Source organism: Streptomyces sp. ISL-96 (genome assembly GCF_018614035.1).
Classification (GTDB): Bacteria; Actinomycetota; Actinomycetes; order Streptomycetales; family Streptomycetaceae; genus Streptomyces.
The window spans coordinates 198,485-213,384 of the sequence record NZ_JAGGPA010000020.1 but is presented as its reverse complement, the minus strand read 5'-3'; the positions used below and the strand labels follow the sequence as shown (position 1 = coordinate 213,384).

The following is a 14,900-nucleotide window of genomic DNA, read 5'->3' as shown; positions in this document are numbered from 1 at the left end:
CGGTGCAAGGATGTGGCACCGGACCAACGGTGAGTACGTGGCCCGGCAACGGGCTCCCGCACGTCCCTCGGTGGAGACGTTAGGCTGGGTGGGTGGTCAAGCCGTTCGCGACCATGACACCGGCGGCCAGGTTTGTTTTCGGGATGGGGTCCGAGGAATCGAGGCTCCAGGCGCTCCTCGACGCGCACGGTGGCATGCTCTCTCTGTGGAGAGTGGACGCGCTGAGTCAGTGGGACGACGCCGCGCGTCTCGCTTCCGACGTCCTTGACGCAGAAGAGAGTCGACGTGCGGCGCGCTTCCGCCGGAGCGCGGATCGCCGGTGCTACGTCGTGGCCCATGTGGCGCTGCGAGTGCTGCTCGGCGCCCATCTGGGAATCACGCCCGGTGCGGTACGACTGATCCGGGAGGACTGCCCGTCTTGCGGTGACGCGCACGGCCGCCCCGCGGTGGACGGCGGAGGGGTGCACTTCTCACTGTCCCACAGCGGCGACCTGGTGCTGATCGGGACCGCCGAAGCGCCGGTGGGCGTGGACGTGGAGCGAGTGGCCCGAGCGGACGTCGTCGCGGAGGTCTCGCCTTCACTGCACGCGGTGGAAGTCGCGGAGCTGGCGGCTGAGCCTTACGCCGGTAGGTCACTGGCGTTCGCCCGGATGTGGGTGCGCAAAGAGTCGTACCTCAAGGGGATCGGAACCGGTCTCTCGCGCAGCCCCGCCCTCGACTACGTTGGTGCTGGGCCCCTGCCCGGGCCGCAGGGATGGACCCTCGGCGACGTGGCGATGCCGGCGGGCTACGTCGCGGCATTCGCCATCCGTTCGCCCGGCCACCTCTCGTCCTGACGCAGAACGAGAACGACTCCGTGGCCCCACCCCACAGAGCGAGGGTTCCGTCGGCGATGAAGCGGCCTCGGCCCCGCGTCGGCGGGGACAGCGCACACGTGGGGTAACAGGCCGGCTTCGGCTGGCAGTCGGCCGCCGTCCACGCCCCATATTTCCGCTTCGGTCCTAGCCGCCCTCGTAAAGCCACAGGAACGTGCCCCCTGCATGCAACTCACAGCCCCTCACCGAGTGAAGATGCCATGAAGGGCGCGTAAAATGGTGAAAGTGCCGTAACGCATCGCGGACCGCGCTGGAGGCGGCGCACATGACAGATCCTTACGGCTTCCTCAGGACCCCGCGCAGGCCCAGCGGGGCACGCCCCGTCGAGGAACGACTGAACGACTGGAACGAGGTCCACGCAGGGCAGCCGTTGCTCCCTCTCGTGTCCCAGCAGGCAGGGCGCTGTATGGACTGCGGCATACCCTTCTGTCACAGCGGCTGCCCGCTGGGGAATCTCATCCCGGAGTGGAACGCGTACGCGGCGCGTGGCGACTGGCGAGCCGCGGCCGAGCGGCTGCATGCGACCAACAACTTTCCCGAGTTCACCGGGCGGCTGTGCCCGGCACCGTGCGAGGACGCTTGTGTACTGGCCGTCAACGCCGATCCAGTCACGATCAAGAACGTCGAACAAGCCATCGCCGACCACGCCTGGGAGCGGGGGTACGTACCACCACGGCCGCCGCCGCGGCTGAGCGGGAAAGTCGTGGCCGTCATCGGGTCGGGACCGGCCGGACTGGCGGCAGCTCAGCAGCTCACCCGGGCCGGCCACACCGTTGCCGTGTACGAGCGCGCAGACCGCATCGGCGGGCTGTTGCGCTACGGCATTCCCGATTTCAAGATGGAGAAGTGGCAGCTGGACCGCCGTATCAAGCAAATGAGGGCCGAGGGCACGAAGTTCCACACCGGCGTTCGGGTCGGCAGTGACCTGGACGCCACCGAGCTGTGGACGTGTCATGACGCGGTGATCGTCGCCGTCGGCGCAACGGAGCGGCGAGAACTGCCTGTTCCCGGCCGCGAACTGCGCGGCATTCATCAGGCGATGGACTACCTCACCCTGTCCAACCGGACCAGGCAGAGCGGCTGCACCTCGCCTCCCCTCACCGCCGAGGGGAGGCACGTGGTGATCGTCGGCGGCGGGGACACCGGATCGGATTGCCTGGGCACCGCACTGCGCCAGGGTGCGGCCTCCGTGACGCAACTGGACATCAACCCCGTGCCGGGCGACACCCGGCCCGAGACCGAGCCGTGGCCCGTGTACCCGAAGGTCCACCGGATCTCCCACGCCCATCACGAGGCCCGGGAGCGCCACGGCACGGATCCGAGAGTCTTCTCCTGCGCCACCTTGAGTTTCGAAGGGGAATCGGCGGGCCACGTGTGCGCGGTGCACCTGACCGAGGTGGAGTCGGCGTCCAGAAGACCGCTGCCGGGCACCGAGCGGACGATACCGGCCGAGCTGGTGCTGCTCGCCCTCGGGTTCCGCGGCCCCGAGCGGGACAGCGGCCTGATGGAGCAGCTCGGGCTCGCACTGGACGGCCGGGGGAACTTCGCCCGGGACACCGCCTTCGCTGCCGCGTCGGCGGAGCAGCACAAGGAGCAGCACAAGCGGACCGGGCGCACCGATGCGAAGGGAGTGTTCATCGCGGGGGACGCGGGACGCGGCCAGTCGCTGGTGGTGTGGGCCATCGCGGAGGGGCGGGCCGCGGCGGCGGCCACCGACCACTACCTGACCGGCTCCACGGTGCTCCCGGCCCCGGTCTTCCCGGCAGACCGGCCCCTGACGGCGTGACTCTCCTCTGATCGCTCATCAACTCTCCGTAGGCAAAGGAGTTTGACGGTTAATCGGCTTCGAGTGGCAGCCCGGCAGTGGATGGCGGAGACTCGGAGATGATGATTCGCGACCGGAGGAATTCTCTTCAGGGGTTCGCATGGAAGAAGAATCTGTCGAGGTTCTGACGCCCGCACCGGATGAATCCGCATGTGCCGAGCGCGGATACGCCGGCCCAGTAACCGACACCGAGAAAAACTTCGCCGAAGTGCTGGCGGAGGTTGTGCGCGTCGAACGGGTGTCGGTAGACAGCCACTTCTTCGACGACCTGGGGGCAAATTCCCTCGTCATGGCTCATTTCTGCGCGAAGGTCAGGAAGCGCGCGGACCTTCCGTCGGTCTCGATGAAGGACATTTACCGGAGCCCGACGATCCGAAGTCTCGCGGTGGCACTTGAGGCAACCGCCCCCGCCGCTTCGGAATCATCAATTCCGGCGCAGGCCCAGGTGGTGGAACCGGCCGGGACATTGCGGTACGTCCTTTGCGGAACGGCCCAGTTGCTGCTTTTCCTCGGCTATTCGTGCCTGGCGGGAATCGTCACCGCACGGGGTTACGGATGGGTCTCCGGCGGATCGGGACCGCTCAGCATCTACCTGCGTTCGCTTCTCTTCGGCGGCGCCGCATTCGTGGGCCTGTGCGCCTTCCCGGTCGTCGCCAAATGGATCCTGGTCGGCCGGTGGAGAGCATGTGAATTCCCGGTCTGGGGGCTGACGTATCTGCGCTTTTGGACGGTCAAGGTTCTGCTCCACGCCAACCCGATGATCCTCTTCGTCGGCAATCCCCTGTACGTGCTGTACCTGCGGTCACTCGGCGCCCGGATCGGCAAGCGCGTCACGATCCTTTCGCCCACCGTCCCGGTCTGCACCGACCTGCTCAGCATCGGCGCCGGTACGGTGATCCGCAAGGACTCGCACTTCCTGTGCTACCGCGCACACGCCGGACGTATCGAGACCGGCGGAGTCACCCTGGGCCGGGACGTGTTCGTCGGCGAGAAGACCGTCCTCGACATCGACACGTCAATGGGGGACGGCGCGCAGCTGGGCCATACGTCGGCGCTGTACGTCGGCCAGCGGGTCCCGGACGGCGAGCGCTGGCACGGATCGCCCGCCCAGCGCACCGAAGTCGACTACGTGCGGGTCGCCCCCACGCACTGCGGCACGGCGCGCCGTGCCTGGTTCGGCCTGCTCACCGTGGGCCAGTTGTTCCTGCTGTACGTGCCACTGACGGTTGGCGGCATGTACATGTTGCTCACCGAGCTCCCGGCGCTGGACGACGTGCTCGCCCCCGGCACCGTGGGCTTCACGTCGCCGGCGCTCTACCTCGACGCGCTGATCGTCTCCCTCGTGCTGTTCTTCGGCTTCGTCGTCGTCGGCCTCGCCGCGTTGCTCACCGTTCCGCGCCTGCTGAACCTGGTGATGAGGCCCGACAGGATATATCCGCTGTACGGCCTCCATTACTCGGTGCACAGGGCGATCACACGCCTGACGAACGTGAAGTTCTTCCTCTGGCTCTTCGGGGACAGCTCCTACGTCGTCGACTATCTGCGCGGTCTCGGGTACGACCTGTCGAGGGTGGAGCAGACCGGGTCGAACTTCGGCTCGGACGTGCACCACGAGACCCCCTATCTGGCCTCCGTGGGCAGCGGAACAATGGTGGCCGACGGGCTTTCCATCATGAACGCGGAATTCTCCAGCACGTCATTCCGCGTGTCCCGGGCGTCGATCGGTCCGCACAACTTCCTGGGAAACCACATCGCCTATCCCTCGGGTGCGAGGACCGGCGACAACTGCCTTCTCGGGACGAAGGTGATGGTTCCTCTCGACGGCGAAATCCGCGAAGGCGTCGGACTTCTCGGCTCCCCGAGCTTCGAAATTCCCCGCTCGGTGGAACGCGATTCCCGGTTCGACCATCTGCGGACCGGAGAAAACCTGCGCCGGAACCTCGCCGCGAAGAACCGCTACAACATCCGCACCATGGGCTTGGGCCTCTTCATACGGTGGCTTCACTTCTTCTTCCTCACGTTGATCGGTCTCGCCGCCGTCGACCTGTACGGCGTATTCGGGCAGCTGGTGATAGCCGTGTCGCTGGTCCTCGGCCTCCTGTCCACCGCGGCCTACTTCATCCTGCTGGAGCGCGCCATCACCGGATTCCGCCCGCTGAAACCCCGGTTGTGCTCGATCTACGACCCTTACTTCTGGTGGCACGAACGCCTGTGGAAGGTTCCCGACCACTACCTGAACATATTCAACGGAACCCCCTTCAAGAACGTGATCTGGCGGTCGCTCGGAGTACGGATCGGCAACAGGGTGTTCGACGACGGCTGTTATGTGACGGAGCGGACGCTCACCACCATCGGAAGCGACTGCACGCTCAACGCCGGGAGCAAAATCCAGTGCCATTCGCAGGAGGACGGCACCTTCAAGTCCGACCACAGCGCGGTCGGCGCGGGCTGCACCGTCGGTGTCGGTGCCCTCGTCCACTACGGCGTGACGATGGGCGACGGCGCGGTGCTCGCCGCCGACTCCTTCCTGATGAAGGGCGAGGACGTGCCGCGACACGCTCGGTGGAGCGGAAATCCCGCCGTGGAGTCGCGCGATGGCCACGACGATCCCGCGACGCGGCGACGGTGAGCGGAGGGAGAACGGGCATGCGGACCGAGGCCGGCCGGAATTTCTGGAGCGGTGTGCTCACCGCCGGTGGATCCACCGCGCTCCCGCGTTGGGCGCCGGATCCGGTGCCGGGGATCGCCACGTACGAGACGACGGTCCCGGACGACGTCGCGGCGGCGTTGCACCGGCTCGCCGAGGATCTGGCGATGCCGGTCACCTCGGTGGTGCTCGCCGCGCACGCCAAGGTGCTCGCGGCGCTGTCCGGCGACCTCGAGGTCAGCACGGGCTACGTCGCCGTCGGGGGCGCCCCGCCGCTGCCCTGCCGGCTCACGACCGCACCGGACTCGTGGCGGGAACTGCTGGTACGGACCCGCCGGGCCGAGTCGCACATGCTGGCGCACAAGGACTTCCCGGTCGACGACCTCAGGCACGAGCTGCGCCTGGCAGGACCGTCGACCGAGGCGGTGTTCGATCCGGTCGACGGCGACGGCGACCTGCCCGGAGACGTCGTACTGGGGCTGGGGGTGTCGCGAGACGGCGAGAGGCTCGCACTGCGGTTGCGGTACCGCACCGACGCGCTGGACGCGGACACCGCCGGCCGGATCGCCGGCTACCACCTCACCGCGCTCGCGTTGATCGCCGCCGATCCGGACGCGGGGCACCGGCGGCAGAGCCTGCTCTCCGCCGAGGAGCTCCGGTTCCAGACCGAAGGACTGGCCGGGCCGCACCGGGACCTGCCGGACCGCAGGATTCACGAACTGTTCGAGGAGCGGGTACGGGCCCACCCGCAGGCCGTCGCGGCCATGCACGGCGAGCGCCAGTGGACGTACCGGGAGCTCAACGAACGAGCCAACCGGCTCGGACGGGCCCTGCTGGCCAGGGGGTTGCGCCGCGAAGGTGTCGTCGCCGTGGTGACCGAGCGCAACCTGGACTGGCTGGCCGCCGTCCTCGCCGTCCTCAAGGCCGGCGGGGTGTACCTGCCCATCGAGCCGCACTTCCCGGCCGAGCGCATCGCGGCCACACTGTCCCGCGCCGGATGCGCGCTCGTGCTGACCGAACGCGGCAGCACCGCCACGCTCGACCAGGCCCTCCGCCGGCCGTCCTTGGGCTCGCCGTCCCCCGGCTCGCCGCCCGGAGTGCGGAAGCTCTACGTCGACGAGGTCTACGCCGAGGCCCATGCCGGCGCCGACCTCGGCGTCCGCGTGGCAGCGGACCAGGCGGCGTACATCTACTTCACCTCAGGCTCCACCGGCGAGCCCAAGGGCGCGATGTGCGAACACGCCGGCATGCTCAACCACCTCTACGCCAAGATCGACGACCTGGAGATCGGCGAGGGCCAGGTGGTCGCCCAGACCGCACCCCAGTGCTTCGACATATCGCTGTGGCAGCTGCTCTCCGCGCTCGTGGTGGGAGGGCGGACCCTGCTGGTCGAGCAGGAGGTGATCCTGGACGTCCAGCGGTTCGTGGACAGGATCGCCGACGGCCGGGTCACGGTCCTTCAGGTCGTGCCGTCCTACCTCGACGTCGTACTGTCCTGCCTGGAGCAGCGCCCCCGGGAACTGCCGGACCTGCGATACGTATCGGCCACCGGCGAGGCGCTCAAGAAGCCGCTCGCGCAGCGCTGGTTCGCTGCCGCACCGGGGATCCGGCTGGTCAACGCCTACGGGCTGACCGAAACCTCGGACGACACCAACCACGAGGTCATGGACCGGGTTCCGGACACCGAGCGGGTGCCGCTCGGCCGGTGCGTCAACAACGTGCGTGTCTACGTCGTCGACGAGCACCTGTCACCGGTGCCGCTCGGCGCCCCCGGCGCGATCGTCTTCTCCGGCGTCTGCGTCGGCCGCGGGTACGTCAACGACCCCGAGCGCACCCGGCAGGCCTTCATGACCGATCCGCACGGCGCCGGTCGGCGCCTCTACCGGGGCGGCGACTACGGCCGCTGGCTGCCCGGCGGCAAACTGGACTTCCTCGGCCGCCGGGACAGCCAGGTCAAGATCCGCGGCTTCCGGATCGAGATCGGCGAGATCGAGAACACCCTGCTGCGGGTGCCCGGTGTCCGCGACGGTGCGGTGGTCGTCGCCGAGCGGCCCGACCGCAGCACGCACCTGGTGGCCTTCTGCACCGGCCCGCGGCCGCTCGACACCGGCGTCCTGCTGGACCGGCTGGGCGAGTCGCTGCCCGCGTACATGGTCCCGTCGGCCGTCCACTGGCGGGAAGACCTGCCGGTGACCGCCAACGGCAAGACCGACCGGAAGACCCTGACGGCGCTGGCCGCCGAACTCGACACAGCCGGCGAGGACCGTGGTGCGCCGATGACCACGGCCGAGCCGATGACGCCGGCCGAACAGCGGCTGGCGGCCGCCTGGGCGAAGGTGCTCGGCATCCCGCAGCACCGGATCGGACGGCTGGACCACTTCTTCGACCTGGGCGGCACATCGTTGTCGGCGGTGAAGCTGGCAGTCGCCCTGGACCGTGCGGTGTCCCTCAAGGACGTCGCACGACACCCGGTGCTCGCCGACCTGGCCCGGCTGCTCGACGGCGGATGCGAGCGGTCCTCCGGGCTCCTGCAGCCCCTGTCGGAACCGGACGGTGCCCGGACCGGCGCCCTCGTCTGCTTCCCCGACGCCGGCGGCGGCGCGGTGAGCTTCGAGCCGATGGCCAGGGCCCTGCAGGGCAGCGGACCGGCGGTGTACGCCGTCGAGCCGCCGGGTCACGACGTGACCGCCGACGGCGGACCCTTCGCATCGCAGGCGCAACTGGTCGAGGAGGTCAGCGCCGAGATCGCCCGCCTCGGCCTCACAGAGATCCTGCTGTGGGGCCAGTCCTCGGGTGCCGCGCCGGCTTTGGAGACGGCGAAGAGGCTTGAGGAGCGCGGGGCCGGCGTCCAGCGGGTGTTCGTCGCGGCGCAGCTGCTCGGTGACGCGGCCGCCCGGCGTGCGGCCGTAACCGAGCTGACCGGGCGGAGCGACAACCGGATCGCCGCCGAGCTGAGCGCGGACAGCCGCTACCCCGGGCTCGGTGGGCTTGATGCCGGGCAGGCCGAGCGCGTCGCCGCCGCCTACCGGCACGACGTTGTTTCCGCCCACCGCTATTTCGCGGACGCCCTGGACAGCCCGCCGGCGGTGAAACTGTCCGCACCGGTCACGGTGGTCGTGGCCGCCGACGACCCGATCACCGCGGGCTTCCGGGAGCGGTACCTCGACTGGCAACTGCTGGCCGACCACGTCGAACTGCACGAGCTCGCCAACGGCGGTCACCACTTTCCGCGCACTCGCCCGGCGGAAGCGGCGAAGGCCGTGCTGCGCGCCGCCGAACAACCGACTTCCTGTATGTGACCGACGCGAGTCGAAAGGAGAACGAGATGTCGATCTCATTCCCGGCGTCACCGCTCGCGCTCGACCTGGGCCCCGGCAGACCCCCGCTGCTGAGGACCGGGACCGTGGGCGACCCGGCCCACTGGGCGGCCGAACACGGGGACGCCCTGCACGCCTCCGTCGCCGAGCACGGTGCGGTCCTGGTACGCGGCCTCGGGCTGCGCGACGCGGACGGGACCGGCACAGTCTTCCGACGGCTGGCCAAGGGCCTGATGCCCGAGAAGGAGGCCTTCGCGCCCCGGCGGAACTACGCGCCCGGCGTGTACTCCTCGGCCAAGTGGCCGCCGAACCAGCCGATGTGCATGCACCACGAACTGAGCTACGCCCTCGAGTTCCCCGGCCTGATGCTGTTCGCGTGCCTCGGCGCGCCCACCGAGGGCGGGGCGACCGCGGTGGCCGACTCGTCGGCCGTACTGCAGTCGCTGCCCGGCGAGCTGACCAAGCGGTTCGAGCGGGAGGGCTGGCTGCTCACCCGCAGCTACAACGACGAGATCGGGGCATCCGTGGCCGAGGCGTTCGGCACCGAGGACCGCGGCGCCGTCGAGAGCTACTGCCGCGCCAACGCGATCGAGTTCGACTGGCAGCCGGACGGGGCCCTGCACACCAGGCAGCGCCGCAGCGCTGTGGTGCGCCACCCGGTCACCGGCGCACGCTGCTGGTTCAACCAGATCGCGTTCCTCAACGAGTGGACGATGGCCCCCGAGGTGCGCGAGTACCTGGTGGACGTCTACGGCGCCGACGGTCTGCCGTTCAACACCCGGTTCGGCGGCGGAGATCCCATCGGCGAAGCCGTCGTGCAACTGCTCAACAAGATCTACGAGGACAACACCGTACGCGAGCCGTGGCAGGCCGGCGATCTGATGCTCGTCGACAACGTCCGCACCGCGCACAGCAGGGAGGCCTACGAGGGACCCCGCGAGGTGCTCGTCGGGATGGCCGACCCGGTGCGCCTGGCCGACTGCTCGCCGACCGTGGAGGTGACCACGCGATGACTGCCAGGCGTTCCCCCGCGATGGAATTGATCCCCCGCGAGCCGGTCGGCGCGCCGACGTTCGCCGTCATCTCCGGTGCCCAGGTCGAGGGCGTGCTGCGGGGGCGCGAGAAACAGATCGTGGAGCTGGTGGAGGCCACGTACCGGCTGCACAGCGCCGGTGAGTGCGTGAACCCGCCGTCCTACTTTCTGCGGTTCCCCGACCGCCCGTCCTCCCGGATCATCGCGCTGCCCGCCTCGATCGGGGAGCCGATGCGGGTGGACGGCCTGAAGTGGATCTCCAGCTTCCCGGAGAACGTGGCGGCCGGCATCCCGAGGGCCTCGGCGGTGCTGATCCTCAACGACCCTGCCACCGGCTACCCCTTCGCCTGCCTGGAAGGCTCCATCATCAGTGCCACCAGAACGGCCTCCTCGGCGGCCCTGGCGGCCCAGTGGCTCAGCACCGGCCGACCGCGTCCGACCCGCGTCGGGTTCGTGGGGGCGGGCCTTATCGCCCGCTACATCTACGACTTCCTCGCGGCCACCGGCTGGTCGTTGGACGAGGTCGGTGTGTACGACGTGTCGGCCGACAGCGCGGCCGGACTCCGCTGCTACCTGGAGCAGTCGCAGACCACCGGCCGCATCACCGTGCACGACAGCGCCGAAGAGCTGATCCGCTACAGCGACCTGGTGGTCTTCGCCACCGTCGCCTCGCAGCCGCACGTCAGCGACCTGGCGTGGTTCGAGCACAACCCGTTGGTGCTGCACGTGTCGCTGCGCGACCTGGCACCGGAGATCATCCTCGCCTCATTCAACATCGTCGACGACGTCGAGCACTGTCTCAAGGCCAACACCTCACCCCACCTGGCCGAGCAGCTCACGGGCAACCGGAACTTCCTGCACGGCACGCTGGACGACGTGATGGCCGGACGGGTGACGGTCCCGAGGGACCAGCCGGTCGTGTTCTCGCCCTTCGGCCTCGGGATTCTCGATCTGGCGCTGGGCAAGTGCGTCTACGACGAGGTGGCCCGCTCGGGAGCGCTGCACGTCGTCGACGACTTCTTCCACGAACTGCGGCGTTACGGATGAGCAGCCGAGCGCCCCTTCTTCCCAGCCCTGGCGCACCAAGAGGAATCCCATGAACCACCGGTCCCCGACAAGCCCGTCGGTCACGGAGCCGCAGGACTGCCACCAACAGGCGGCCAAGACTGCTCCGCCGCAGATCAGGAGGCCATCGTGCCAGTCATATCCGTTCCCCAGGCCTTCAATGAAGAGGACCTCTACGTCGACCTCCGGCCGATCTTCAGGACCTCGCTCTTCCTGAAGTGCGAGGGCTTCAACTTCGCCGGCTCGATCAAACTGAAGACCGCGATCGAGATGGTCGAGACCGCCGAATGGGACGGCGTCCTGACGCCCGAGTCCATCATCGTCGAATCTTCGTCCGGGAACCTGGGCGTGGCGCTGAGCGTTATCGCCGCGAGCAAGGGCTACCGGTTTCTGTGCGTGACTGACTCCCGCTGCAACCTGGCGACGAGACTGATGATGGAAGCGCTGGGCAGCCAGGTCCACATCATCTCCACCCAGAACCCCCACGGCGGCTTCCTCGGCGCGCGGATCGACTACGTCCGGGCGCTGTGCGACTCCGACGAGCGGTACGTGTGGCTCAGCCAGTACACCAATCCGAGCAACTGGAAGGCGCACTACCGCAGGACGGCACCGGAGATCGCCCGCGCATTCCCGCGTCTGGACGTACTGTTCGTCGGGGCCGGCACCACGGGCACCCTGATGGGCTGCGCCCGTTACTTCCGGGAGTGGCACCGTCCAGTGCGGATCGTCGCACTCGACAGTGCCGGCTCCGTGTCCTTCGGCGGTCCCCCCGGCCGCCGGATGATCCCCGGACTGGGCATGAGCATGCGTCCACCGCTGCTCGACGAGTCCTACGTGGACGAGGTCATCCATGTCGAAGAGGTGAACACCATCCGCGCCTGCCGTCGTCTGGCCAGACACGGATTCCTGTTCGGCGGCTCCACCGGCACGGTGGTCAGCGGCGCGATGGGGTGGCTGAACCAGCACGACACCCGTGACCTCACCGCGGTGGCCATCGCCCCCGACCTGGGGGAGCGATACCTCGACACCATCTACCAGAGCAACTGGCTGCAGGCCCTCTACGGCCAGGACATGCTCGACTCCGACGAGCCGCCGGTCGGTTCCCGGACTGCCGACACCCACCCCCGCTGACGGGGCGCCGCAGCCGCCTGGCCGGCAAGGGCACCAGACCGGCATCGGCCCAAGTCAGGCGCCCTTCTCCGCCGCCTCTCAGAAGAAGCCGAGCTTCTTCGGGGAGTAGCTCACCAGCAGGTTCTTCGTCTGCTGGTGGTACACCGTCTGCATCGCTCTGACCAGTACAAATGCGCTGTGTGGAGGGATACGGGCAGGAGATGGCCCGGGTATGGTCCGAATCTTGGGAGGGGGACCCGACCAGCGGTCTCAGTTGCTTTGCTGTTCCGAGGGCAGGGCCGTGAGAGGTGCGGGGTTGCGGCTGGTCCAGTGGTGGCGGTGGTGGCGAACGTGGTCGGAATTTATGTAGTGCCACTGATGGCGTTTGAGCTCGGCTCCAAGGCAGTCCTTGACGGTGTCGACGATCGTGAGGTCCTCGGTCAGGACGTATGCTCCGCCGTCGAAGCGGACGTGGCAGTTCGGGCAGAGGCACAGCAAGTTCTCGGTGAGGTCGGGCCGATGAACGGGTACTGCTCGTCCTGGTCCTCGACAGGGAAGGCGCCACGGGCGGACATGCTGGTCATGTCCCAGTGCAGCCGGGAGACGTCAACGACCCCAGCCACATCCAGCCGGCGCAGAAACCCGGCAGCGACAGGCAGAGCGCCCGGACGCTTCTCCACCACTGACGTCACCGTGCACTCAGGACGCCGGCGCTGGGAGCGTTGCCGCGGGGGCCGGGAAGTCATCGACACAACCGGACCAACGCCATACGAATCAACGACCCGCGAAGTACGGGACTAGAGGCACTCCGGCAGCGCCGGGCGTTCCTTGGTGCGTACGGCGGGGAGCCAGGCCGTGGGGGGCTTGGAGCCGGCCGGGAGGCGGACGCGGAACCAGCGGGTGGACCGCCGGTCCTCCTCGTCGATGATGGGCTCCCCGTCGGGCGCCTGGCAGTCGGCGGTGAGAACGTCGCCGTGCCACACCCTGGTCGGTACGACGTTCTCGGCGGTGTAGGGCTGCACGGGATCGACCGCCAGACCCAAGCTGCACCGCGGGTCCCGGTCGGCCCGCTCCTGGCAGCCCCGCTCCGCGTTGTACACCCGGATCGTGCGGGGCGTCGTGGCGCCCGCACCCGGGGTCGCCCGTACCGCGTCTGAGCACAGGGCCGCGCCGACGATCCCGCACAGCGCGGTGGCCAGGACGGCGGCGCGGGCCCGGCCACCCAGCCGTCCCGCCCCCGCATCGGGTGTCTCCTGGTGAGCGGCGATGCGGGCGAGCAGGCTCTCGGCGGTGTGGGGCGCGCGGGTCTCGTGGGTCGGGGCGAGGCAGTCGGCGGCCAGCGCGCGCCAGAACGGCGGTACGGCGTGGTCCATGCGCAGCGGCGCACGCCCCTCGCCGTACTCCTGGACTGCGGCGCCCCGCGCAACGGGTGTGGCCCCGGCGAACGGTGAGCCGCCGGACGCGAACACCTCGTGGATGACGATGCCCAGCGCCCAGATGTCCGCAGTCGGCCGGACCCGCACGCCGAGTTCGCCGAGGGGCGCCCTCCAACGCTCGGGCGGGAAGTAGTCCAGGGTGCCCATGGGAGGCGCGTACCCGTGTGTCCCCGTCAGCTCGGTGGCCAGACCGAAGTCCGAGAGCTTCACGGAGCGGTCGCTGCCCAACAGGACGTTCTCCGGCTTGAGGTCCGCGTGGACCCAACCCGTCCGGTGGAGATGGGCGAGTCCCTCGCAGATGCCCGCGATCAGCCGGCCGCGATCGGCGTCGGGCACCCCCGCGTCGATCAATTCTCGCAGGCTGCCGACGGCCCGTTCCATGATCAGCACGATCGCGCCATCCAGGGCGGGGCGGTCGGGTGCGGCGAGAACGAACGACTCCAGCAGGTCGATCAGTCGGGGATGGCCGGCCCTGCGCCCGAGTTCGACCTCGCGGTGGGCGGATTCCACGATCCTGCGCGCCTGGCGCGGCGCGAGCCCGGCGGTCGGCATGATTTTGAGCGCGACGTCGGTGGGGCCCGGGGGCTTGGTGGTCCCGCCGGTCTGGTCCGGGTGTCCGCCGGCGGGCCGCGCCGCGTACACCGTGGACCACCCCCCGGCACCGATCAGCTGGGTGACCACCCATTTTCCGACCTGATAGCCGGGTGGGAGCAGGTCCGTCCGGTCGCATTCCGTGGTGCCCCCCAGGCCGTGCGGCGGTCTCATCGTGCGGTCTGCCGCTTCCGCCCGCCGGCCCCTGCCAGGGGCGGCAACAGCGCGAGGTGCTCCTCCCGTACGAGTCCGAACCGCAGCGCCAGCCCGACGATCTCCTCCCGCTTGCCGTTGCGGCGGTCGCCCTTGCCGGGTTCGTGGGCGTCCGGGACGCCGATGCGCAGCTTCTCCTCGGCGAGGTAGTCGATGTGGGAGCTGACCGCGCGAGCGGTCAGCTCGCCACAGGCGAGGTGCCCCCTGAGCCGCTCGACGATCTGGGGAGTGGTGGGGACCGCCACGCGCGACTGGTCGCGCAGGCGCGGTTCGCAGAGCGCGACCAGGACGAGGAAGTACGTGGCGGTCTCGTCCAAGGAGTACGCGGTGACCGTGTTGCTGCCCCAGGGGGCACCCATGGCCTCCGGGTCCAGGTAGACGTGGTCGGGAGCGAACACCTGGAAGGAGATCGTGACCTCTCCGCGTGTGGGCAGCACGACGCGTGAGAACTCGAACGGGATCGACGCCCCGACCCGTCGCGGCGGAACCCTCAGGTATTCCCCCGCTCCCTCCGGGTTCTCCACGAGATAGCTGTGGGTGGTGCTGTGGTTGGTCAGCTGCCAGTGGTCCTCGGTCACCCGGATCTCCCCGGCGAGCCGGGAGATCGCCGGGTCGTCGAGGCGCAGTTCGACGGGAATCGCTGTGGAACCCCGTCCGAAGCGGGCGCTCTCGCCGGGGCCCAGCCTCAACGTCACCGCGTCATCGTGCGGTTCGCCGCCATCGGCGCCACCGCTTCCCTGTGGCAGATGGACGATTACGCCGCTCACCGCTGCCCCCGTTCCCCGCGT

At 69.2% G+C, this 14,900-nt stretch carries 10 protein-coding genes; 7 read left to right on the top strand and 3 right to left on the bottom strand.

Features of this window, described 5'->3' with window-relative positions; genetic code table 11:
- Positions 1–92 precede the first annotated feature (92 nt).
- From J7E96_RS14115 to sbnA, 7 genes are all read left to right on the top strand, one after another.
- Positions 93–836, top strand: coding sequence for a 4'-phosphopantetheinyl transferase superfamily protein (locus J7E96_RS14115; RefSeq protein WP_308295944.1), 744 nt, complete (start codon positions 93–95; stop codon positions 834–836).
- A gap of 304 nt (positions 837–1,140) precedes the next feature.
- Positions 1,141–2,661 (top strand): glutamate synthase subunit beta, encoded by a 1,521-nt coding sequence (locus tag J7E96_RS14110; RefSeq protein ID WP_215131083.1) that lies wholly within the window; start codon positions 1,141–1,143, stop codon positions 2,659–2,661.
- A 139-nt stretch (positions 2,662–2,800) separates the two neighbouring features.
- Complete coding sequence (locus J7E96_RS14105) at positions 2,801–5,329, top strand: Pls/PosA family non-ribosomal peptide synthetase (RefSeq protein ID WP_215131081.1); 2,529 nt, start codon at positions 2,801–2,803, stop codon at positions 5,327–5,329.
- Positions 5,330–5,346: 17 nt separating this feature from the next.
- A complete protein-coding gene (locus J7E96_RS14100; RefSeq protein ID WP_215131079.1) occupies positions 5,347–8,646 on the top strand; it encodes an amino acid adenylation domain-containing protein in 3,300 nt (1,099 codons plus the stop codon).
- 26 nt (positions 8,647–8,672) lie between these two features.
- Positions 8,673–9,677, top strand: coding sequence for a TauD/TfdA family dioxygenase (locus J7E96_RS14095; RefSeq protein ID WP_215131077.1), 1,005 nt, complete (start codon positions 8,673–8,675; stop codon positions 9,675–9,677).
- Positions 9,674–10,744: a 2,3-diaminopropionate biosynthesis protein SbnB gene (sbnB, locus tag J7E96_RS14090; RefSeq protein ID WP_215131075.1), complete on the top strand. Its 1,071-nt coding sequence runs from the start codon at positions 9,674–9,676 to the stop codon at positions 10,742–10,744. Before J7E96_RS14095 ends, sbnB begins: the two co-directional genes overlap by 4 nt.
- 147 nt (positions 10,745–10,891) lie before the next feature.
- Positions 10,892–11,893 (top strand): 2,3-diaminopropionate biosynthesis protein SbnA, encoded by a 1,002-nt coding sequence (sbnA, locus tag J7E96_RS14085; protein ID WP_215131073.1) that lies wholly within the window; start codon positions 10,892–10,894, stop codon positions 11,891–11,893.
- A gap of 249 nt (positions 11,894–12,142) precedes the next feature.
- Here the strand turns inward: sbnA and J7E96_RS38770 are convergent, their stop codons facing one another.
- From J7E96_RS38770 to J7E96_RS14075, 3 genes are all read right to left on the bottom strand, one after another.
- The gene (locus tag J7E96_RS38770) at positions 12,143–12,463 is read right to left on the bottom strand and encodes an HNH endonuclease (RefSeq protein WP_374196673.1); all 321 of its coding nucleotides are present in this window, start codon (positions 12,461–12,463) and stop codon (positions 12,143–12,145) included.
- A gap of 206 nt (positions 12,464–12,669) precedes the next feature.
- Positions 12,670–14,073, bottom strand: a complete 1,404-nt coding sequence (locus tag J7E96_RS14080; protein ID WP_215131071.1) for a serine/threonine-protein kinase — start codon at positions 14,071–14,073, stop codon at positions 12,670–12,672.
- Positions 14,070–14,879 (bottom strand): serine/threonine protein kinase, encoded by an 810-nt coding sequence (locus tag J7E96_RS14075; protein WP_215131069.1) that lies wholly within the window; start codon positions 14,877–14,879, stop codon positions 14,070–14,072. Before J7E96_RS14075 ends, J7E96_RS14080 begins: the two co-directional genes overlap by 4 nt.
- Between the last annotated feature and the right edge of the window lie 21 nt (positions 14,880–14,900).

Bases quoted from the DNA above. Each gene is read 5' to 3' on its own strand.
- J7E96_RS14110 (WP_215131083.1), top strand. From the start codon at position 1,141: ATGACAGATCCTTACGGCTTCCTCAGGACCCCGCGCAGGCCCAGCGGG.
- J7E96_RS14105 (WP_215131081.1), top strand. From the start codon at position 2,801: ATGGAAGAAGAATCTGTCGAGGTTCTGACGCCCGCACCGGATGAATCC.
- J7E96_RS14100 (WP_215131079.1), top strand. From the start codon at position 5,347: ATGCGGACCGAGGCCGGCCGGAATTTCTGGAGCGGTGTGCTCACCGCC.
- J7E96_RS14095 (WP_215131077.1), top strand. From the start codon at position 8,673: ATGTCGATCTCATTCCCGGCGTCACCGCTCGCGCTCGACCTGGGCCCC.
- sbnB (WP_215131075.1), top strand. From the start codon at position 9,674: ATGACTGCCAGGCGTTCCCCCGCGATGGAATTGATCCCCCGCGAGCCG.
- J7E96_RS14080 (WP_215131071.1), bottom strand. From the start codon at position 14,073: ATGAGACCGCCGCACGGCCTGGGGGGCACCACGGAATGCGACCGGACG.